This window comes from Anaerosacchariphilus polymeriproducens (assembly GCF_003363435.1).
Lineage (GTDB): Bacteria > Bacillota > Clostridia > Lachnospirales > Lachnospiraceae > Anaerosacchariphilus > Anaerosacchariphilus polymeriproducens.
In genome coordinates, this window is the sequence record NZ_QRCT01000020.1 from 1 (window position 1) to 20,432 (window position 20,432).

Consider the following 20,432-nt stretch of genomic DNA (forward strand, 5'->3'; position numbering starts at 1 on the left):
CACTAAGCGTATTACATCTTCTCTCCGAAGAAATCCAATATAATAGCTCCGTTCGACTTGCATGTGTTAAGCACGCCGCCAGCGTTCATCCTGAGCCAGGATCAAACTCTCAAATAAAGTTTTTTCCTTCAGAATTTAGCTTGGCTAATTCTTCCGTCGACTGTTTCCAGTCTTTACTGTTTTTTAGGTCGCGTTATAGTTATTTTTTAACTGTAACACTTGTTCTCTTTGAAATCTCTTTTGAATCTTTCAAGGTTGTTTTCACTGTTTAATTATCAATGTTCTTTTCTGCCTTTTATTGCGACAGCTATAATAGATTATCACATCTTCAAGCTGTTGTCAACACTTTTTTTCTTTCTTTATTCCACCTTGTTTTGCGGTGGATTTATATAATATCATTACTTGGACTAATTGTCAATAACTTTTGTATATTTTATTACATTTTTCGTAACTATTCATTTGTACCTTAATCATATTAACGTTATACTTAGAATATTTGTATAAATTCGCCTATATATGTCTCGGATTTTATAAGCTATCAACAAACGGAGAAGGAGGGATTCGAACCCTCGCGCCGCTATTAACGACCTACTCCCTTTCCAGGGGAGCCCCTTCGGCCAGCTTGGGTACTTCTCCAACTTTGCACTTTTTTTCATTATTAAAACCACCCAAGGTGGTCTTAATTAAAAACGGAGAAGGTGGGATTCGAACCCACGGTCCCTTTCGGAATCACTGGTTTTCAAGACCAGCTCCTTAAACCACTCGGACACCTCTCCTTACAGTCTTTAGTTGTTTGTCTCAGCGACAAAAATTATTCTACCATCAATATATAATTATGTCAATAAGCAATTTCATTTTTTTTACAATTCTTTTAAATACTGTTCTGCCATATATATATCTTCGGGAGTCGTTATTTTAAAGTTGGTGTAATCCCCTTCGATAAGTTTAATCGGATAAGACAAAATAGCCTCTACAACCATCGCATCATCAGTAATGCCTTGTATTGATTCTTCCATTAATTTTTCATAAGCTTCTTTTATCAGAGCAAACGCAAAAACTTGTGGTGTTTGTACCTGCCAAACCAAATCTCTACTAGGCGTTTCTATTACAAAACCATTTTCATCCACTATTTTAATAGTATCTTTTACCGGCATACCAACAACACAAGCATTATACTCTCTGACACCCACAGTTACTCTATCTAATATTTCATTGGAAATGAACGGTCTTGCCCCATCATGTATATAAACATAATCTGCATTTTGAATTGCTTTTATACCATGATAAACAGAATGATATCTTTCTGTTCCACCCTCTACAATCTTAACTACTTTATTAAAACTATATTTTTCAACTATCTCCGACTGACAATAAGCAATTTCCCCTTTGCCGACCACCAATATGATTTCATCGATCGTGCTCTCCTGAAACGCACTAAGAGAATAAAACAAAACAGGTTTTCCACAAAGCTGCATATATTGTTTCTGCACCTTACTGTTCATTCGTTTCCCTTGACCAGCCGCCAAAATAATAGCTACTTTCTTTTCTAGACTCATCTTCGTTCCCCTATTTTGAGATTTGGTACTGCATTTAAATCCAATCCATGCCGTGTTCCTTCCATATACTCATAATATGCTGCCACACCTATCATCGCCGCATTATCCGTACAATAGATGGGAGAAGGATGAAAAAACTGAATCCCTCTTTCTTCGCATATCTCTTGCATTGCAAGCCTAAGAGTCGTATTTGACGCAACTCCTCCTGCTATTGTAAATTTTTCAACTTTATAATCATTTAATGCTGACATTGATTTTTCTATCAGAGCATCTATCACTGCCTTTTGAAAAGAAGCTGCAATATTTGCCTTTACTATCTCCACATTCTTCATTTTACATCCATTAATATAATTTAATACAGATGATTTGACGCCGCTAAAACTAAAATCATATGGACTGCCATCAATATTTGCAATTGGAAATGAAATCGCATTTTCATTTCCCTCTTTAGCTAATTTTTCAATCTTGGGTCCGCCCGGATAACCTAATCCTACAGCTCTTGCCACTTTATCAAAAGCTTCTCCTGCTGCATCATCTCTAGTCCGTCCGACAATTTCATATTTACCATAATCCCTGACATAAACTAAATGTGTATGCCCTCCTGAAACGACCAGACACATAAAAGGAGGTTCTAACTTCGCATTCTCGATATAATTAGCTGAAATGTGTCCTTCGATATGGTGCACTCCGACTAATGGTATACTTCTTGCAAAACTAATCGCTTTGGCCTGTGATACTCCCACTAAAAGAGCACCCACCAACCCCGGGCCATAAGTGACCCCAATCGCATCTATATCTTCTAATGAAACATTTGCAACGTCTAGTGCTTCATCTATTACTTGATTAATTTTTTCAATATGTTTTCTGGAAGCTATTTCAGGAACAACTCCCCCATATAATTTATGAAGTTCAATTTGAGATGAAATTATATTAGAAAGAATTTCTCTTCCATTCTTTACTACAGCTGCTGCTGTCTCATCACACGAACTTTCAATCGCTAATATTGTTACATTCTTCTCTTTCATTCTTCTTTACTTGAACCACTGTCTTTGGAAATCGTGTAACCATAAATCTTCCAAAGCTTGTTTGAATCCTTTCTTAATACATAATCCTCGGTAGCTCTTTGATAATCTTTCTTACTTTTCATGAAGTATTGTGCAGTTACCTTGGCCATTTCCTGATTATCTTTTGTAATATATTCAACTTCTCGACTATCCTGAATATCATAACTGATAATCGTACGCTTCTTTTTCTTGTACTCTTCAATTTCTTTCTTTAAATCCTTATAATACTTTTCTTCCGGATTATTCTCCAAAAGTTCCTTATCAAAAAGCTGCCTCGCCTTTTTACCTAAATCATTCAATTCTTCTTCTGTATAATTCTCATTATAAAAGCATAGTATGATCTGACTATATAACTTAACTACTTCTCGTGGAGTTTTAGGATATTTTTTATCTAAATCCCTTGTGGTAATTTCTGTAATTGGGGTAGTTTCTACTTTATCTGTAGAATCTTTATTATTCCTATTGGCCACCTTCCAGAATGCTGCAAGCAACACTCCGACAGATACAAGCATGATTAAAATATAAATTATTCCTTTATTCTTACCTTTCATAAACTCACTCCATTTTCTTTTGTTTTAGATCATTTTTATTAATCCATAAATTCAAGTGTTACTGTTTTCCCGTCTTTTCCTGGTAAGCTGTTTTTAAAAATTTTTTTAACTTCGGGCATATATTCTTCTGCTCTATTTAATGATGGACTAAAATGTGTAAGCCATAGTTCTCCTACTTCTGCACTTTTGGCTAACTTAGCTGCTTCGTAGAAAGTCATATGTTTATACTGTACTGCCTTTGATTCTTTTTCTTTCTCTCCATACATCCCTTCACATATAAATAAATCAGCCCCTATTGCATTATCAATTATCGATTGCGTTGGTCTTGTGTCTGTACAATAAGTAAGCTTAATCCCTTTCCTTTCCGGTCCCATGACCATTTCCGGTGAATATGTTTTGCCATCTTTTGAAATAACTGTCTCTCCTTTTTGAAGTTTATTCCAAAAATGCTGTGGGATCTGCTGTTCTAATGCCTTTTCTAATTGAAACTTTCCTGCTCTTAAAATTCGAATGGAATATCCATAGCAAACCACATTATGATTTACACGAAATGCATCTATCTGATATCCGTTTAGCTGAATCGTTTGTTGTTTTTCTTCTAACTCTATAAACTCTAGCTCAAAAGGTAGTTCAGGTGCTATCATTCTTAATGCAGAAACTACCTTGATAAGTCCTTTGGGACCAATTAACGTAAGAGGGGTTGTCCGTTCTGCGTTTCCCATAGTAAGTAACAATCCAGGCAACCCGCTTATGTGGTCTGCATGATAATGGGTAAAACAAATAATATCTATAGGTTTCGGACTCCATCCTTTTTCTTTCAGTGCAATTTGAGTTCCTTCTCCACAATCAATCAATAAACTACTACCATTATATCTAGTCATTAAGGATGTAAGCCAACGGTACGGTAATGGCATCATTCCTCCTGTTCCTAATAAACATACATCAAGCATAAGTTACTCCTTCACTTTCACTAATTGCTTTTATTCTACCATATATTAGTTAAAGGAACAAGAGACTGCTATGCCAAAAACTCCTTTTTCTTTTTCGTCTGAACTGGTATTTGAAATTGGGAAATAAATTCATCATAACATTCTTCACACAAGTCAAACCCATGTATCTCTCCATCTTTATCAGAAAAGAACCCCCATTCTTTTTCTCCATGATACACATCTTCCATTAATATTCCTCGAGTTATTTTAATTTCTTTTTTGCATTTGTTACAATAAACTGCTTTTAATTCTCTCGTTTTCTTATTAGCATTTTCATATACTCTCATATTATTTCCTCCCAAAAAAGTAAGGACCCGCAATTAACAAGTCCTCCTTTGTGCAGTCATAAAATGTTTTTAAAAACATCTTATTAAAATCAATGTGGTTTCTACAAACTATTATACAAATACTTTTGAATTCTTCCTAGTGGTAATGTAAGGCAGGCCTGTTTATGATTTCCACATGATCAATGCATCTTCTTTGGGTTTCTCGTAAAACCCTTTTCTTATTCCTTCTACCTTAAAACCTAATGCTTTATATAATTCAATCGCTCCTTTATTGCTTTCTCTGACTTCTAAAAAAAAACGGGTGACCCCTAACTTTTTTGCTTCTTCTTGTAATTTTTCTATTAATTGCTTTCCTACTTTTTGTCTGCGATAAGCAGGTTCTACAGCAACATTTGTAATTTCCCCATCTTCAAATGAACCATATATTCCAGAATATCCTACTACATTTTGCCCTTCTTTTGCCACCAAATAAATGGTATCTTTACGTATCATAGACTCATAAAATGCATTCTTTGACCAAGGAAGTGAAAAAATTTTCCGCTCTATATCGGCAACCTGCTCTAAATCTTCTTCCTGCATCGGATAAACTTGTATCATGAGATTTTACTCCTTTATTCCTGCCCTATTTCTTCTTTTATAACTTTTTCTTTCTCCAATCTCTCTCTTTCCGCTTGGGAAAGCCGAAGGTAATCTGGTTGAAATTCTGCAGCTGTCAATATTTTACCTTCATTAAAATATTTCTGGGCCAAAGCCGCGACTGCGCCAGCTCTCTGGCGATTCATATGACATGGTGCAAAAGAGAGTGGAACTATTATTTCTTTCATTAATCTTTCTTTAAATACCGGTACCCCATCTCCCAGAAATACCACAGGGCGTTTATATTTATTTATTTTTTTAATTATTATCTCTATCGCTACAGCCATTTGCTGTTCAACAACTTCAAACTCTTTTTCAAAAAAGTAAAGTCCTGTATAAACTTGTTCTCTACGGGCATCCATAAGAGGGCAGATCAACTGATTCGTGCCGAACATATTATAAGCCAATCCATCTACTGTAGGTATGTGAATCAATGGCTTTCCTAATGCCTGTCCCAAGCCTTTGGCAATAGCCGCACCGATTCTTAGACCAGTAAAGGAACCAGGACCTCCGGCACTTGCTATTGCATCTATTGTTTCTAAATCTAACTCTGTCATTTGAACAATCTCATTTAGCATTGGTAATAATGTTTGAGAATGAGTTTTTTTATAATTCACTGTATATTCAGCTATTAAATTTTCATCTTCTACGATTGCAACACTCGCAACTAATCCTGAACTATCTAGAGCTAATATTTTCATTTTTCCGTTCTCACTTCCATGATGGTTATTTTTCTATAATCAAACCCTTTTTCTAAATCCTTTTCAATCAAAATATTCAGATAACAGGCCGGCATGATTTCCTGAATCAAATCTGCCCATTCAACTAAACATACGCCGTTTCCATAAAAATAATCTTCATAACCAATTTCGTCCATTTCCTCAATATCACTAATCCTGTATACATCAAAATGATAAAATGGCATTCTGCCATCATCATACTGTTGAATAATTGTAAATGTAGGACTACTAATGGGTTCTTGAATTCCTAACCCGTTTGCCATTCCCTGTGTCAAAACGGTTTTTCCAACTCCTAAATCTCCCATTAATCCAAAAACTTGTCCGGATTTTGCTTCTTTTCCCAGCTTTACGCCAACTTCATATGTTTCCTTCGTTGAATTAGTTTCTATAACCATACCTTTTTTCCTAACTTAAAAAATTGTTATTGATCTTCAAAATCTTTCCTAATTATATCACACCAGTTTCTTTGTGACAACATAGGCAAAATCTATCTTATCAATAACAATTTAATATAGTCTTTATTCTCTTCTTAAAGCTTCAATTGGACTCATCTTAGCCGCTTTCCTTGCCGGATATATACCAAAGAACAATCCGATCGCTGATGAAAAACTTACGGCAATCAAAATAGATGTTACACTAAGTACCGGCGTGATACCTTTATCGCTTACCTGGGGAATTGCACAGACCAGATATGCTCCACAGATTCCCACTACTATCCCAATGATTCCTCCTAATAAAGTAATAATAGCTGATTCTGCAAGGAATTGTAACATAATGGATTTCGTCTTAGCTCCCAATGCTTTTCGAATTCCTATCTCTCTTGTTCTCTCCGTTACAGAAACCAACATTATATTCATTACGCCAATACCTCCAACAAGTAATGATATTGCGGCAACAAATACAATAAACATCGTCATAATAGAAATTACTTGATTAATGGATTTCATTTGATCATTGAAATCTTGTATTATATAAACATCATCTTTTGTAACTTGATGTCTCGCTTTTAATAAATCAATTGTTTCCTTAATAATTTCTTTTGAATATTTTCCTGATTCACCAATAAGATATGTAGCTTGAAAAGGTTCGACATCTGTTCCTGTAATTGCTTCAAGTGTTGTATAAGGAATATTAATCGTCACCGGCATACCTTCATATTGATAGGAAAACATAGAATCTTCAAGTTCCATTACACCCACAATACTGATTATAGTTGATTGTCCTTGTACATTCACTTCCAACTCCATACCTATCACATCAACAGTTCCAAACAATCTGAGTGCATCCGATTTATTAATAACTCCAACTTTCTGAGCCGATTCCACATCTGATTTTGTGTAATATTTACCTCTTATCATCGTATGTTGCTGCAAATAGGTATTGTCCTCTGTTCCTGCTGAAAACTGTGCATCAAATTCTCCCTTTTTTACATATGCGGTACCATCAGAACCCGTTACCGGTGCTACTCCTTTCAGATGATCGACTTGCTCTTTTATAGCATCAATATCTTCTTGCGTAATACCATTCTGATTATCTAAGCCTAGGTCATTTACCGTTAAATACATCTGTCCTCCGGCAAGTCCCTCTAATTCACTGTTAACTTTTTTCCCTGCTCCGTTTCCAATGGATACAATTAGAATAACAGATGAAATTCCAATAATAATTCCCAGCATAGTTAAAAAAGATCTTCCTTTATTGGATTTGATATTATCCACTGCCATTTTTAAATATTCTAAAAGCTGTGCCATAAGTTCCTCCTTTCCAGAGCATACCTTAGTTATGCTCCGACTCAACTTTTAGTTATTATTCACTTTTACCATCTTCTGTCTGTTCATTCATTACTTTATTCGTTTGCTCTTTTGTCAGAACTTTAGCTCCTTCTTCTACGCCATTGCCAACATCAATTACGACCATATCTCCTTGAGCAATTCCATCTTCTATTTCTATATACTCTGTAGATGAAACTCCTGTAGTTACCGGTTTCTTAACAACTATGTTATCTTCTACTATATAACAAAAATCTCCATCTTTTCCTGAGTTAATTGCCTGAACCGGAATTATTACAACATCTTTAGCAGAATCTATATTAATTTTTACCTTTGCCTCAATTCCAATAAAAATTTCATTATCGGGATTATCTACACGTACTTCTGCTTTTACTAAAGTAGCTCCTTTTTCATTCTTCTCTGCAATACGATTGATTCTGGTCACGGTACCTTTATATTCTTTTCCGGCAATAGTAATTTCAGCCGTTTGATTTTCTTTTATTTTCTCTAAATCATATTTTGATAATGAAATATCTACTTTAATGGAATTTGATTGTGCAATCGTAAATAATTCTGCTCCTTGGGTTACGGTAGCGCCTTTCACTGCTGTTACCGCTGCCACAATTCCATCAAAATCTGCAGTAATCCCTTTTTTCGCTTCTTCTAATAATTCTTCTGCTGTCATTCTATCATACTTTGCCAACTCTTGTTGTGCATCTAGTTGAGCTTTCTGACTACCATTGATCACAGTACTTTCTGATGAAGTTTTAATAGATTCCTGTTCCGCCAATTTACTCTGTAACGTCTGCAACTGAGCACTTAATTCTTCTATTTGAGATTGTATTGGTGAAACAGCAGAACCATTCGCTGAACTTGTAGAAAGAGATGCAAGTTCTGCATTAATATCCACCTCTCGTTTTCCCCATGTAACCATATCGGCCTGCAGATCTTTCAATTTCTCTTTTTCTTTTTCAGTAATACTTCCATCCATTTCTTTCTTTTGATATGTATCGATTTTGGCCTGAGCTTCAATTTTCTTTTTACTAATATCGATTGCTTCTTTTTTCAAACTTGCTTCTTTTTTGGCTGCTTCTTCATTTGAAGATGAGGGAAGCTGTCCCTTTAGTGACTCGATTTCAGCTTCTTTAGCAGAAATCTCAGACTGTAAATTTGATATTTTTTCTGACGCCTCACTTGCCTGAGCAGCACTTTTATTAGATTTTTCAATTTGATCCTGATATCCTAAATTGGTAGCTTTTGTTTGTAAGGAAGCTTTCTCATATTGAGTCTGTAAATCTTCCATATCATATTCCAATAGCTTATCACCTTTTTTAATAATACTTCCTACTTTTAATTCACATGTACTAATTTTTGCATTAACAGGTGAGAAGTAGCTTTTTGTATTTTCACTACTCACTATTCCGCTGGTATCTAAGACTTCTTCTACATCACCAGTGACTGCCTGTACTACATTTACACTAGGTATCACTTCCTTTTTAAAAAGGTTAGGAATAATACATAATCCTAATAAAATTACAATAATTACAATAACGGTGACCCGAATTATAATTTTTTTCTTTCCTTGTTTCTTTTTCATGGTTATTCCTCCCAATTATTTTCTATATCCGATTCTATTCTTCCATCTTTGATACGTATTACTCTTTTCGCCTGAGCTGCGATATCATTGTCATGCGTAATCAAGATAACACTTCTTCCATCTGTATGTAAATCTTTTAAAATCTGTAATATTTCTGCACTTGAATGTGAATCTAAGTTACCAGTTGGTTCATCTGCTAAAATTACAGGTGGTTTCGCTGCAATAGCCCTGGCTATTGCCACCCTTTGTTGTTGTCCTCCAGACATTTCTGAAGGTTTATGATCCATTCTCGACTTTAGTCCAACCTGTATCAAAGAATCGGTCGCTAATTTTCTACGTTCTTTCTTGCCTATTCCACGATAAATTAAAGGCAGCTCAACATTTTCTAATGCTGTAAGATTCGCTACTAAATTAAAGCCCTGAAAGATAAAACCAATTTCTAAATTTCTAATTTCAGACAAACTGTCATCATCCATTTCAGAAACATCGTTACCATTTAATAAATAGGTACCTGATGTCGGTATATCCAGACATCCAAGCATATTCATCAGAGTGGATTTCCCTGAGCCTGATTGCCCTATAATCGCAACAAACTCGCCATGATCGATTCTCAGACTCACACCATCTAATGCCCGTACTTCATTCTCACCGGCATTATATATCTTATGAATATCATGGATTTCAATTAAAGCATCCATCTATTTTCCTCCTCTTAAGATTTTAAACAATTTTATGTATTACTTGGTTAATACAATAATACATTTAATAAAATTTGTCAACTCTTTACAGAGAATATCATATAATTACTTAGAATTATTTTGAATTTGTTTAATATTTTCTTAACGCTGGCCACTTGAAAGAACAGACTTTCTAACCACCTCAAATGCATTAAGGGAATCTTAGTTCCGTAAATGGATGCTTTTGCATCCAAAGTTGGAACTTAGATTCCCTTAATACAAACCAAAGAGATAACAGATATGGATCTAGCCCACTTAGTGCTGGCCTTTAATAACAGGTGAAATATGTTTATATATCAAAAACGTAATTCCAACACTTAACATCCCTTTTACAAAAGTAAATGGCATATTTATAAAAATGAGTGCTTCCCATAGATTATCTATTTTCGGATAAAGTATCTGATATGATTTTATTATGGTCTCCATTGGCATTAACATAGAATAAAACGGATACACAATAAAGTAATTGGATAGTATTGAAGCTGCTGCCATAGCAACTGCCCCTATCACGGCTCCTATGAATGCCCATTTTCGATTTTTCTTCTTTTTATAGATGAAACCTGCCGGCACTACAAAACAAATTCCCAAAATTAAATTTGATAGTTCGCCGATACCACCTGATTTCGTAACCATTAAATGCAATAAATTTTTAATTAAGCAGATGAACACGCCTGAAACCGGTCCTAAAGAAAATGATCCGACTAAAGCAGGCAGGTCTGAAATATCCATCTTGATATATTCCGGCACAAACGATATACTGAACTGCATATACATCAAAATAAAACTGATAGCTGACAACATTCCAATCATTGTAATTTTTCTAATATCTAATCTTTTATAACTCATAATTTCTCCTTAAGTTAACCTTTCATCGTTAACTGAATTCTTTTTTTCGCCAAATCAACACTCATGACCTTTACCTCTATAATATCACCTACGCTAACTACTTCTAACGGATGTTTAATATAACGGTCTGTCATTTGTGATATATGAACCAAACCATCTTGATGAACTCCAATATCCACGAAAGCACCAAAATCAATTACATTACGTACCGTACCTTTTAAGGTCATTCCTTCTTTCAGATCTTTCATCTCCAACACATCTGTTCTTAATATCGGCTTTGGCATTTCATCTCTTGGATCTCTTCCCGGCTTTTCTAATTCTTTTATGATATCCTGTAAAGTCATTTCCCCAATTTCCAATTCTTTAGAAATAGTCTTAGTATCCTTTACTGACTTAGATATATTTCCTAACGTTCCTTTTTTTAAATCTTCAGGTGTATAACCCAGCTTCTCTAGAAATTTTTCAGCAGCTTCGTAACTCTCAGGATGGACGCTGGTTTTATCTAACGGATTGTTCCCATCCTGGATTCTCATAAATCCTGCACACTGTTCAAAAGCTTTAGGACCTAATTTAGCAACCTTTAGTAATTGTTTTCTATCTTTAAATTTTCCATTTTCTTCACGATATAATACTATGTTTTTAGCGATAGCTTTACTGATTCCGGAAATATATTCCAAAAGTGATGCAGAAGCTGTATTTAAATCAACGCCAACTTTATTTACACTATCTTCTACAACTCCGGTAAGCGCTTCACTTAATTTTTTTTGATTCATGTCATGCTGATACTGACCCACACCTATAGACTTTGGATCTATTTTAACTAATTCAGCTAATGGATCTTGTAACCTTCTGGCAATGGATACTGCACTCCTTTGTCCTACATCAAAATTTGGGAATTCTTCGGTTGCTAATTTACTTGCTGAATAAACAGATGCACCGGCTTCGTTAACGATAATATATTGTACTTGTTCTTGAATTTCTTTCAATAAATCTACAATAATCATTTCTGATTCTCTTGAAGCAGTACCATTTCCTACAGATATCAGATTAATATTATATTTTCTAATTAATTTTTTCAAAACTTCTTTCGATTCGTCCACCTTATTCTGGGGAGCCGTCGGATAAATAACTGTCGTATCCAAAACTTTACCTGTTCCATCTACAACGGCTAACTTACAACCGGTACGAAAAGCCGGATCCCATCCTAAAACGTTCTGATTAACGATAGGCGGCTGCATAAGAAGCTGTTCCAAATTTTTACCAAATACTTTAATCGCACCATCTTCTGCTCTTTCTGTCAATTCATTACGGATTTCTCTTTCAATGGCTGGCGCTATCAAGCGTTTATAACTATCTTCAATCGCCGCTTTTAAAAGTGGTGTTGTATTTACATTATCATTAGAAATTACTTTATTTTCTAAATAGCGAATGATTTTGTCTTCCGGAGCCTCTAATTTCACATTCAATATTTTTTCTTTTTCGCCACGATTCAATGCAAGTATTCTATGGCCTGCTAATTTGCTGATCGGTTCTTCAAAATCATAATACATTTCAAATACGGACTCTGCTTTTTCGTCTTTTGCCTGTGAAATGATTTTACCTTCTTTTGCGGTAAGCTCCCGTATGCGAATTCTATAATCTGCTTCATCGGAGATAAATTCTGCAATGATATCCAAAGCTCCTGCAATTGCCTCCTCTACTGAATGAACTTCTTTCTCTTCATTTAAGAATTGTTTCGCTTCTTCTTCAATGGAATTGCTAGTCATCTGCAATGTAATAATATTAGCTAATGGTTCTAATCCTTTTTCTTTTGCAATCGTAGCTCTTGTCCTTCGTTTCGGTCGATATGGACGATATAGATCTTCTACTACTACCAAAGTTTCTGCAGAAAGAATTTGATTTTTCAACTCTTCTGACAGTTTCCCCTGTTCTTCTATCGTAGCTAAAACTTGTTGCTTTTTCTCTTCCAAATTTCTCAGATAATTCAAACGGTCATTTAAATTTCTTAATACTTCATCATTTAAAGCTCCGGTAACTTCTTTTCTATATCTTGCAATAAATGGTATCGTATTCCCTTCATCTATTAATTTGACTGCCGCTTCTACCTGCCACTTCTCCACTTTAAGTTCTTGTGTCAATACTTTTGTAATATCCATCTATAATGCTCCTTTTCACTTATAAAGTGTCTTCTTTGTTACTATTTCTTACGAGTCCAGTAACTTTTTTCTGTTGCTTATTATAATTCATATTATTACCGGATTCAAGAAGTAATTGAAATTATTGGATATCCATGTTACAATGTTGCAAATAGTTTATAATTTATTTCAAGGGGGATATATCATGAATTACAATGATAATGATTGGAATCCAAATTCTGATCAAAATACCACAAATCAGAATCAAAACGAGGTACCAAACAACTACACTGATTCAAATCAAAGTTACAACAACTATCCTGAAACGCAACAAGGAAACAACAATTACAATAATTACCAGCAGTCATATAATTATAATAATAACAATGCTCCAGAGCCAACAGGCTCAAACGGAATGGCAATCGCTTCTCTAGTATTAGGTATTTTATCAATACCTGCTGTATTTTGCTGTTGTCCAATTTTCGCTGGTCTCGGTCTTATTTTTGGAATTCTTTCTAAAGGCAATGCTCCTCAAAGAGACTCAAAAGCAACGATTGGTATTATAATATCTTCTATCGGATTGGTTCTTGCTATTATTTATATTATTTTAATAATTATCGGTATCAACAGTTATGGTGGATGGGATGATTTTCAACGGGAAATTACCAGAGAATATTCCAATTATGATTATGATAACAGTTTATCCATTCTTCCGTTTCTAAATCAAATATTATAAAATACTAAAAGCTGTTTTGCTATATCAATTATAGCAGAACAGCTTTATTTAATAATACGAATTCCCCAGCCTATGTAGACAATATTTTTTATAAAGCAATTTAATATAATTATAAAAAGTGCAATCCATAAATAAATATCTTTGTATTTCATACCTATTTTGATTTTTCCTTTAGATACCAGCTGAATGGTATTTGTGACCATATAAATCATATAAATCGCTGCTGTATAAGGAACTACCGGATGATAAATAAAAGACTGTAGAATTTCTCCTTTCATTAAACTCATTACTGCTCTTGTTCCACCACAACCAGGACAATACAATCCAAATAAGCTATGTATAAGACATGGTGCCGTAATAGATGATAACGAGATTGAAAATACTTCCCCTAAAAGGAATGCTATTAAAACAATTACAAATAATATCCATCCGGTAATATATAATCCTTTATTTTCTGAATCCATCCGTTTCCCCCTTTTTCTTTCCACAATATATCATATCAAAAAATCAAATAAGGGGCAATAGACTTGTGACTGAATTTGTGATATAATTTATACAATTCAAATAACGATTGACTAAAAACAATACTGCTTTTTATTTAACCAATCAGCTTCCTACTGATTCAAATACATAATTTTATAAACACAAAAGTATCTGTATATTTTATAGATACTTTTTTATTTTAAAGAATTTTCTTTTCAATTTATTATTAATATTATTTTAATTTATTTGTAAGATATTCTTAATATTGTTCGGTTCCTTTTTTCTACAATTTTAGCTATATTTAGAGTAATAATGCTAATACAAACTCTCTTTACCGTTTTAATAATTCTAAAATGTAATATTTTATATTTTTTTCAGATTCAGGTATTGACATTATGTTACGTAAATGTTAAATTTATATTACGCAAACATATTGTTTATAGTAGTATTTATAACAAAATTTAACATTTGTCATGCAGAGAATATGTTTTTATTAATGTAATTCTTACAAACGGAGGTGCTACATTATCTTAAAACACATTGATAAAGACATTAGTAAATAACATACTTATCTATATTCAATTATGCTTTGATTACCTAACATAAATAATCTTATTACAAAAAGGAGGAATTGATAAAAAGAATACTTTTAGAAACAAGGAAAACGTCTTGATTTTAAGATAGACCACAATTCATTCTATAAATATACCAAATCATTTGATATAGATCAAATACAAAATCACAAAACAACAATTCAAAATAAAGAACCAAAACGCCTATGGCACCCACTTTTCCAGTTCCTCTTTCACCGAGGGGAACTGGTCTTTTTATTTTATAGAATATACTTTAATATTTCTTAAGTTGACATATTATTGCACAACTATTAAAATTATGTTACCTTAAAGTATTGTTTTGGCAATATATTAAGTTTTTTTAATTAATTTTGTCAATTGATACTAAATTAATAAGATAAGGAGGGTTTTACACGGGGTATTTGAAAACAGTATTCTTAATTGACATCGCTAATAACAACTATTTTAAGGAATATATTTAGTAGGAGAGAATTATATGAATAAGGAGAAGTCATCTTTCGATCAAACAGCAAAAATCACAACAAGAAGCAAATCTATCTTTAAAACTATCTTTACTTACTTATTAGTATTGGCATTTATCACAACAATTTTTCCTATGAATGCCTTTGCTAATAGCCCTGCAATCATCCGCAATGAAGAAGCACCGGGAAAATATGCCGGAAACGGCCCATTTTCTTATAATTCTTATCGCCTGCCTCTTCTATCTGTATATGGTACCGGAGGTGCAACGGTTTATTATCCAACAAGCGGAACAGCACCTTATTCCGGGCTTGTTTATTGTCCTCCCTATACAGCCAAACAATCAGCATTGGCAGCTTGGGGGCCGTTTTTCGCATCACACGGTATTATATTAGTAACTTTTGACACATTAACTCCACTAGACCCTGTCTCTTTGAGAGCTCTGCAGCAAAGAACCGTTCTGAATGCATTAAAAACAGAAAATTCACGTTTGAACAGTCCTCTCTATCAAAAAGTCGCTACGGATAGAATCGGAGCAATGGGTTGGTCCATGGGTGGTGGAGCTACTTGGATTAATTCTGCAGAATATTCAGGACTCAAAACAGCTATGACAATAGCGGGGCATAATTTATCATCCACGAACTTAAATTCAAAAGGTTACAATACAAAATGCCCTACTTTAATTATGAATGGTGCTATGGATACTACAGGTCTTGGAGGCTTGGGACAATCTAATGGAGTTTATAAAAATATTCCTGCAAATGTACCAAAAGTACTATATGAAGTTGCATCAGCAGGCCATTTAAATTGGACTTCGCCTATTTCTGCATCTAATGATGTGGCTGCAATCGCACTTGCATTTCAGAAAACTTATCTGGATGGAGACTCCCGTTGGTTAGCTTTTATTACAAGGCCCAATAGTAATGTTTCTATCTGGGAAACTTCCAATTTAATGAATCCATAAAAAACGGGGTAAGTTTTTCAACTTACCCCTCTTTAAATTCTTACTCTTCTAAAAATGCATCATGTACCGCACGTACTGCTTTATCAACATCTGTTTCATCAATAATAACAGTTACTCGAATTTCAGATGTTGAAATCATTTTTATATTCACGCCAACGTTATATAAAGTTTCAAACATTGATGCTGCCACTCCCGGATTTGTCATCATTCCTGCTCCTACAATAGAAACTTTAGCAACATTTTCTTCAATTTCTATTTTCTGAGCTGTAAGGCTGTCTTTATATTCTTCTAAAGTCTCAACAGCTTCTTTTAAATTATCTCTACCAACTGTGAAGGTAATATCCTTTGTTCCATCACGGCCAACAGATTGTAAAATAACATCTACATTAATATTACGTTTTGCTAATAAATTAAATACTTTAAATGCAATACCTGGTTGATCTTTCAATCCCATTACTGCAATTCTAGCTGTATTTTTATCTGCCGCCACTCCACTAACAAGCATTCTTTCCATTTTTACTGCCTCCTTAACAATTGTTCCTTCTGCTGTATTTAAACTGGAACGTACTACTAATTGCACTCCGTATTTCTTTGCCATTTCTACTGAACGATTATGCAATACTTTTGCCCCCAGCGTAGCAAGTTCTAACATTTCATCATATGTGATTTCTTTCAATTTTTTCGCATTCGGTACAACGCGCGGATCTGCTGTATATACACCTTCTACGTCTGTATAAATTTCACAAGCATCTGCCTTCAAAGCAGCTGCCAATGCGACTGCTGTAGTATCGGAACCTCCACGGCCCAAAGTAGTATAATCATCATATTTGTTTATTCCCTGGAAGCCGGTGATAATTACTATTTTTCTGGAATCTAATTCATGGCGGATTCTTTCTGAATCAATTCTTTTCAAACGTGCATTACTATAACTTGATGTAGTATGCATTGCAACTTGATAAGCATTTAGAGAAACGGCCGGAACATCTAATGCTCCCATTGCCATTGCCATTAATGCTACAGACGTCTGTTCACCAGTGGCCAATAACATATCCATTTCCCTTTTGGAAGGATTCGGATTGATTTCATTTGCTAATTCTAACAAATGATCTGTCGTATCTCCCATAGCAGAAAGTACAACTACAACATCATTACCTTTCTGATAATCTTCAATACATCTTCTGGCAACGTTATAAATTCTCTCTTTATCGGCAACTGAAGTTCCACCGAATTTCTTAACTATAAGCATAATGTCCTCCTGATTTTATAACTGTCTTATTCTACTGCTTTAATATCACTTATTGAAATAGATAATCTATCATTTCATGTCCTTTTCCTATGAATTTTCCACTAGCTTTAGCATCTTTTTCATTATACTTCAATTGATTATCTATACATTTGGTACTATCATAAAGCATATAGGGAACCGGGTCACTTGTATGAGTCCTAATGCGTATTGGTGTTGGATGATCCGGCATAACGAGCATTCGATAATCTTCTTTGGATTCATCCAATGCTTCTTTTATTATTTTAATCACACGCTGATCCAAATTTTCTATTGCTTGAATTTTTTTATCTATAAGTCCCTGATGACCCATTTCGTCCGGCGCTTCTACATGAACATATACAAAATCAAATCCTTGATTTAATAATGCACCAACTGCCGCTTCTGCTTTCCCTTCATAATTCGTATGAAGCCCTCCATTGGCACCTTCTACTTCTATATTGAACATATCTGCACCGACTGCTATTCCTTTTAACAAATCAACCGCTGAAATCATTGCACCTTTTTTATGAGTTTTTTCTTCAAAAGATGAAAGCGTCGGTTTTGTTCCTGCTCCCCAAAACCACAAGGAATTTCCAGGACGCAATCCTTTTTCTCTTCTTGAGACATTAATTGGATGATTATTCAAAATTTCATGACTTTTTTTCATCATTTCTCTAAGAACAGTATCACCAGGTAGATGCTGACCAATTGTCTGATCTAATACATCATGAGGCTGAACCAGATCAATAGTTTCACCATGATCCCAAATTATCAAATGGCGATAACTGGTTCCAACATAAAATTTGTATGTTTCTGTTTCTAATTCTTTACGAACTGCCTCTATCAATATCGTAGCTTCTTCTGAACTGATTTCACCTGCACTGTGATCAATAATTCTCTTTTCTTCATATGGCTTTTCATCATCAGTAATTGTTACTATATTACAACGAAGAGATATATCTGTAGCCTTCATATCCACCCCGATGCTAAGTGCTTCTAATGGTGAACGTCCTGAATAATATTTCCTTGGATCATAACCTAATACCGATAAATTAGCTGTATCACTGCCAGGTTTCATTCCCTCAGGAATTGTATGAACTAATCCTATTTCAGATTTCTTTGCCAATTCATCCATTACAGGTGTCTTAGCATAATCCAACGGAGTTTTATTTCCTAAACTTTCTATTGGCTCATCAGCCATACCATCACCTAATACGATAACATATTTCATTCGTGACCCCTCCTTCTTATTCTACCCGAATCATTTGGATGACTTCTTCTATCCTCTTGACTTTTTCGTTATATTCAGCTTCTGACATTATATCTGTCACAAAACCAAATTCACCACTTACGTCAGGAAGCGTTACTGTCATTACTTTTCCAAATATTTCTTGCAGATTCTCTAAATTTTCTTCTACTGTTCCTCTCATACGGACAAAAAATCTTCGCTTAGAAGCCTTCATATCCACTAGATTTAATTTCTTTTTACTCCACTCTACCAAAATATTGGTCTTTAAATGTTTCACAATGTCTACTATATCTGCCACCACAGCACTTGCCGTAGGAAGTTTTCCTGCTCCACTTCCATAGAACATAGCATCTCCTAATACATTTCCCCTCACAAAAATACCATTAAAGACATCATTCACACTAAACAGTGGATGATCCTGGGAAATCATAAAGGGGGCAACCATCGCATAAAAGCTTTCATCAACTCTTTTACTGGAAGCTAATAATTTGATTGCTCTTCCCATAGCTTTAGCATACTTAATATCCGTTGCCGTAATCTTATCAATTCCTTCTGTGTAAATATCTTCATAATCTACTTGCTGCCCGCATACTAACGATGTGAGTATCGCAATCTTCCTACAAGCATCATGTCCTTTGATATCTGCTGTTGGATCTTTTTCCGCATAACCTTTTTCCTGAGCATCTTTCAAAACTTCATCAAATTCTAGTCCTTCATTGGTCATCTTGCTCATCATATAGTTTGTGGTACCATTAAGGATACCTGTAATTTCCTGGATCTCATCTGCTGTAAGAGAGGAATTTAAAGGACGGATAATAGGTATCCCTCCTCCTACACTTGCTTCAAATAAGAAATTTATACTATGTTCTTTCGCTATTGCAATTAACTCTGCTCCATGCTTCGCAACCAAAGCTTTATTGGATGTAGTGACATGCTTTCCTGCAAGTAACGCTCGTTTTACAAAAGTATATGCAGGTTCAACTCCACCCATTACTTCAACAACAACTTGTATATCCGGGTCGTTTACAATTACTTCGTAATCATGAACAATTTTATCCTGGATAGATTCTCCGGGGAAATCCCTTAAATCCAAGACATATTTAACTTGTATTTCATCTCCTGCCCGATTCGCTATACTCTCCGAATTCGTATCCAATACTTCTACTACACCTGAACCTATTGTACCATATCCTAAAACTGCTATATTTATCATGTTTGTTTCACTCCCTAGCTATTATTTTCAAATAATGAATGCCTTCTTTTTCTTCAATCTCTTCTATCATATTTGATACATCACCTGTAGTCGGCAAAATATCCACGCTCAAAGTAACCGATGCAACTCCATTAATCGGAATACTTTGATGAATTGTAAGAATATTAGCTTTGTGAACAGCAATTACTCCTAAAACCTCAGATAAAAGTCCCGGTTCATCATCCATCTGCATAACAACGGTAATATTTCTACCCCTTGCATTATCATGAAATGGAAAAATATCATCTTTATACTTATAAAATGAACTTCTACTAATTCCAACTTGATCTGTTGCATCTTGAATTGAAGCAACTTTATCCGACTCAAGTAATCTTTTTGCTTCAACAACTTTAAGCAAAACTTCCGGAACCGCTTTCTTCTTTAATACAAAATATTGATATTTCTCAACCATAAATTCGAAACCTGCCTTATCTGCATTGTGTTTTTATAGTAAATACATTTGTCTTTCTAACAAAGATATTAACATATGTTTTTCTTTTATGCAACTATTTTCTTGTACTTATTTCA

20 protein-coding genes, 2 tRNA genes and 1 rRNA gene are annotated in these 20,432 nt (G+C 34.4%); 2 read left to right on the forward strand and 21 right to left on the reverse strand.

Features of this window, described 5'->3' with window-relative positions; genetic code table 11:
* The 16 genes from DWV06_RS08350 to DWV06_RS08420 form a co-directional block, all read right to left on the reverse strand.
* Positions 1-117, reverse strand: a 16S ribosomal RNA gene (locus DWV06_RS08350); the annotation flags it as partial.
* Positions 118-546: 429 nt separating this feature from the next.
* Positions 547-636 (reverse strand) — tRNA-Ser (locus DWV06_RS08355).
* Between the two features lie 54 nt (positions 637-690).
* Positions 691-776 (reverse strand) — tRNA-Ser (locus DWV06_RS08360).
* Between the two features lie 84 nt (positions 777-860).
* Positions 861-1,556: a 2-C-methyl-D-erythritol 4-phosphate cytidylyltransferase gene (gene ispD / locus DWV06_RS08365; RefSeq protein WP_115481734.1), complete on the reverse strand. Its 696-nt coding sequence runs from the start codon at positions 1,554-1,556 to the stop codon at positions 861-863.
* Positions 1,553-2,581: a tRNA (adenosine(37)-N6)-threonylcarbamoyltransferase complex transferase subunit TsaD gene (tsaD, locus tag DWV06_RS08370; RefSeq protein ID WP_115481735.1), complete on the reverse strand. Its 1,029-nt coding sequence runs from the start codon at positions 2,579-2,581 to the stop codon at positions 1,553-1,555. Before tsaD ends, ispD begins: the two co-directional genes overlap by 4 nt.
* The gene (locus DWV06_RS08375) at positions 2,578-3,171 is read right to left on the reverse strand and encodes a DUF6715 family protein (RefSeq protein ID WP_115481736.1); all 594 of its coding nucleotides are present in this window, start codon (positions 3,169-3,171) and stop codon (positions 2,578-2,580) included. Before DWV06_RS08375 ends, tsaD begins: the two co-directional genes overlap by 4 nt.
* Positions 3,172-3,209: 38 nt before the next feature.
* Positions 3,210-4,121: a ribonuclease Z gene (locus DWV06_RS08380; protein WP_115481737.1), complete on the reverse strand. Its 912-nt coding sequence runs from the start codon at positions 4,119-4,121 to the stop codon at positions 3,210-3,212.
* A 68-nt stretch (positions 4,122-4,189) separates the two neighbouring features.
* Positions 4,190-4,447 carry a hypothetical protein gene (locus tag DWV06_RS08385; RefSeq protein WP_115481738.1) on the reverse strand — a complete coding sequence of 86 codons (258 nt, stop codon included), beginning with the start codon at positions 4,445-4,447 and terminating at the stop codon, positions 4,190-4,192.
* Positions 4,448-4,609: 162 nt separating this feature from the next.
* Entirely contained in the window at positions 4,610-5,044 is a 435-nt protein-coding gene (gene rimI, locus DWV06_RS18630) for a ribosomal protein S18-alanine N-acetyltransferase (protein WP_193726010.1), read from the reverse strand.
* Between the two features lie 14 nt (positions 5,045-5,058).
* Positions 5,059-5,784, reverse strand: a complete 726-nt coding sequence (gene tsaB, locus DWV06_RS18635) for a tRNA (adenosine(37)-N6)-threonylcarbamoyltransferase complex dimerization subunit type 1 TsaB (protein WP_193726011.1) — start codon at positions 5,782-5,784, stop codon at positions 5,059-5,061.
* Positions 5,781-6,218, reverse strand: coding sequence for a tRNA (adenosine(37)-N6)-threonylcarbamoyltransferase complex ATPase subunit type 1 TsaE (gene tsaE, locus DWV06_RS08395; protein ID WP_115481739.1), 438 nt, complete (start codon positions 6,216-6,218; stop codon positions 5,781-5,783). Before tsaE ends, tsaB begins: the two co-directional genes overlap by 4 nt.
* A 123-nt stretch (positions 6,219-6,341) precedes the next feature.
* Positions 6,342-7,571, reverse strand: a complete 1,230-nt coding sequence (locus tag DWV06_RS08400; RefSeq protein WP_115481740.1) for an ABC transporter permease — start codon at positions 7,569-7,571, stop codon at positions 6,342-6,344.
* Between the two features lie 55 nt (positions 7,572-7,626).
* The gene (locus tag DWV06_RS08405; protein WP_115481741.1) at positions 7,627-9,186 is read right to left on the reverse strand and encodes an efflux RND transporter periplasmic adaptor subunit; all 1,560 of its coding nucleotides are present in this window, start codon (positions 9,184-9,186) and stop codon (positions 7,627-7,629) included.
* 2 nt (positions 9,187-9,188) lie between these two features.
* Positions 9,189-9,884: an ABC transporter ATP-binding protein gene (locus tag DWV06_RS08410; protein ID WP_115481742.1), complete on the reverse strand. Its 696-nt coding sequence runs from the start codon at positions 9,882-9,884 to the stop codon at positions 9,189-9,191.
* 294 nt (positions 9,885-10,178) lie between these two features.
* On the reverse strand, positions 10,179-10,769 hold the full coding sequence (locus DWV06_RS08415; RefSeq protein WP_115481743.1) for an ECF transporter S component: 591 nt from the start codon (positions 10,767-10,769) through the stop codon (positions 10,179-10,181).
* Between the two features lie 14 nt (positions 10,770-10,783).
* Complete coding sequence (locus DWV06_RS08420) at positions 10,784-12,925, reverse strand: Tex family protein (protein WP_115481744.1); 2,142 nt, start codon at positions 12,923-12,925, stop codon at positions 10,784-10,786.
* A gap of 184 nt (positions 12,926-13,109) precedes the next feature.
* Between DWV06_RS08420 and DWV06_RS08425 the strand changes: the two genes are divergently transcribed.
* On the forward strand, positions 13,110-13,640 hold the full coding sequence (locus DWV06_RS08425) for a DUF4190 domain-containing protein (RefSeq protein WP_115481745.1): 531 nt from the start codon (positions 13,110-13,112) through the stop codon (positions 13,638-13,640).
* A gap of 44 nt (positions 13,641-13,684) precedes the next feature.
* Here DWV06_RS08425 and DWV06_RS08430 read toward each other — a convergent pair whose 3' ends face one another.
* A complete protein-coding gene (locus DWV06_RS08430) occupies positions 13,685-14,104 on the reverse strand; it encodes a DUF2752 domain-containing protein (protein ID WP_115481746.1) in 420 nt (139 codons plus the stop codon).
* A 1,087-nt stretch (positions 14,105-15,191) separates the two neighbouring features.
* On the opposite strand from DWV06_RS08430, the gene DWV06_RS08435 reads away from it, so the two are divergent.
* A complete protein-coding gene (locus DWV06_RS08435) occupies positions 15,192-16,139 on the forward strand; it encodes a dienelactone hydrolase family protein (protein ID WP_115481747.1) in 948 nt (315 codons plus the stop codon).
* A 40-nt stretch (positions 16,140-16,179) separates the two neighbouring features.
* Here DWV06_RS08435 and DWV06_RS08440 read toward each other — a convergent pair whose 3' ends face one another.
* Genes DWV06_RS08440 through DWV06_RS08455 form a run of 4 tightly spaced genes read right to left on the reverse strand, consistent with a single transcriptional unit; the run spans position 16,180 to position 20,316 of the window.
* Entirely contained in the window at positions 16,180-17,385 is a 1,206-nt protein-coding gene (locus DWV06_RS08440) for an aspartate kinase (RefSeq protein ID WP_115481748.1), read from the reverse strand.
* Positions 17,386-17,434: 49 nt separating this feature from the next.
* The gene (locus tag DWV06_RS08445; RefSeq protein WP_115481749.1) at positions 17,435-18,634 is read right to left on the reverse strand and encodes a cofactor-independent phosphoglycerate mutase; all 1,200 of its coding nucleotides are present in this window, start codon (positions 18,632-18,634) and stop codon (positions 17,435-17,437) included.
* A 16-nt stretch (positions 18,635-18,650) separates the two neighbouring features.
* Positions 18,651-19,865, reverse strand: coding sequence for a homoserine dehydrogenase (locus DWV06_RS08450; protein WP_115481750.1), 1,215 nt, complete (start codon positions 19,863-19,865; stop codon positions 18,651-18,653).
* A 7-nt stretch (positions 19,866-19,872) separates the two neighbouring features.
* Positions 19,873-20,316 (reverse strand): ACT domain-containing protein, encoded by a 444-nt coding sequence (locus tag DWV06_RS08455; RefSeq protein WP_115481751.1) that lies wholly within the window; start codon positions 20,314-20,316, stop codon positions 19,873-19,875.
* Positions 20,317-20,432 lie beyond the last annotated feature (116 nt).

Bases quoted from the DNA above. Each gene is read 5' to 3' on its own strand.
- DWV06_RS08420 (WP_115481744.1), bottom strand. From the start codon at position 12,925: ATGGATATTACAAAAGTATTGACACAAGAACTTAAAGTGGAGAAGTGG.
- rimI (WP_193726010.1), bottom strand. From the start codon at position 5,044: ATGATACAAGTTTATCCGATGCAGGAAGAAGATTTAGAGCAGGTTGCC.
- DWV06_RS08415 (WP_115481743.1), bottom strand. From the start codon at position 10,769: ATGAGTTATAAAAGATTAGATATTAGAAAAATTACAATGATTGGAATG.
- tsaE (WP_115481739.1), bottom strand. From the start codon at position 6,218: ATGGTTATAGAAACTAATTCAACGAAGGAAACATATGAAGTTGGCGTA.
- DWV06_RS08410 (WP_115481742.1), bottom strand. From the start codon at position 9,884: ATGGATGCTTTAATTGAAATCCATGATATTCATAAGATATATAATGCC.
- DWV06_RS08435 (WP_115481747.1), top strand. From the start codon at position 15,192: ATGAATAAGGAGAAGTCATCTTTCGATCAAACAGCAAAAATCACAACA.
- DWV06_RS08375 (WP_115481736.1), bottom strand. From the start codon at position 3,171: ATGAAAGGTAAGAATAAAGGAATAATTTATATTTTAATCATGCTTGTA.
- ispD (WP_115481734.1), bottom strand. From the start codon at position 1,556: ATGAGTCTAGAAAAGAAAGTAGCTATTATTTTGGCGGCTGGTCAAGGG.
- tsaB (WP_193726011.1), bottom strand. From the start codon at position 5,784: ATGAAAATATTAGCTCTAGATAGTTCAGGATTAGTTGCGAGTGTTGCA.
- tsaD (WP_115481735.1), bottom strand. From the start codon at position 2,581: ATGAAAGAGAAGAATGTAACAATATTAGCGATTGAAAGTTCGTGTGAT.
- DWV06_RS08445 (WP_115481749.1), bottom strand. From the start codon at position 18,634: ATGAAATATGTTATCGTATTAGGTGATGGTATGGCTGATGAGCCAATA.
- DWV06_RS08430 (WP_115481746.1), bottom strand. From the start codon at position 14,104: ATGGATTCAGAAAATAAAGGATTATATATTACCGGATGGATATTATTT.
- DWV06_RS08400 (WP_115481740.1), bottom strand. From the start codon at position 7,571: ATGGCACAGCTTTTAGAATATTTAAAAATGGCAGTGGATAATATCAAA.
- DWV06_RS08380 (WP_115481737.1), bottom strand. From the start codon at position 4,121: ATGCTTGATGTATGTTTATTAGGAACAGGAGGAATGATGCCATTACCG.
- DWV06_RS08450 (WP_115481750.1), bottom strand. From the start codon at position 19,865: ATGATAAATATAGCAGTTTTAGGATATGGTACAATAGGTTCAGGTGTA.
- DWV06_RS08385 (WP_115481738.1), bottom strand. From the start codon at position 4,447: ATGAGAGTATATGAAAATGCTAATAAGAAAACGAGAGAATTAAAAGCA.
- DWV06_RS08440 (WP_115481748.1), bottom strand. From the start codon at position 17,385: ATGCTTATAGTTAAGAAATTCGGTGGAACTTCAGTTGCCGATAAAGAG.
- DWV06_RS08425 (WP_115481745.1), top strand. From the start codon at position 13,110: ATGAATTACAATGATAATGATTGGAATCCAAATTCTGATCAAAATACC.
- DWV06_RS08455 (WP_115481751.1), bottom strand. From the start codon at position 20,316: ATGGTTGAGAAATATCAATATTTTGTATTAAAGAAGAAAGCGGTTCCG.
- DWV06_RS08405 (WP_115481741.1), bottom strand. From the start codon at position 9,186: ATGAAAAAGAAACAAGGAAAGAAAAAAATTATAATTCGGGTCACCGTT.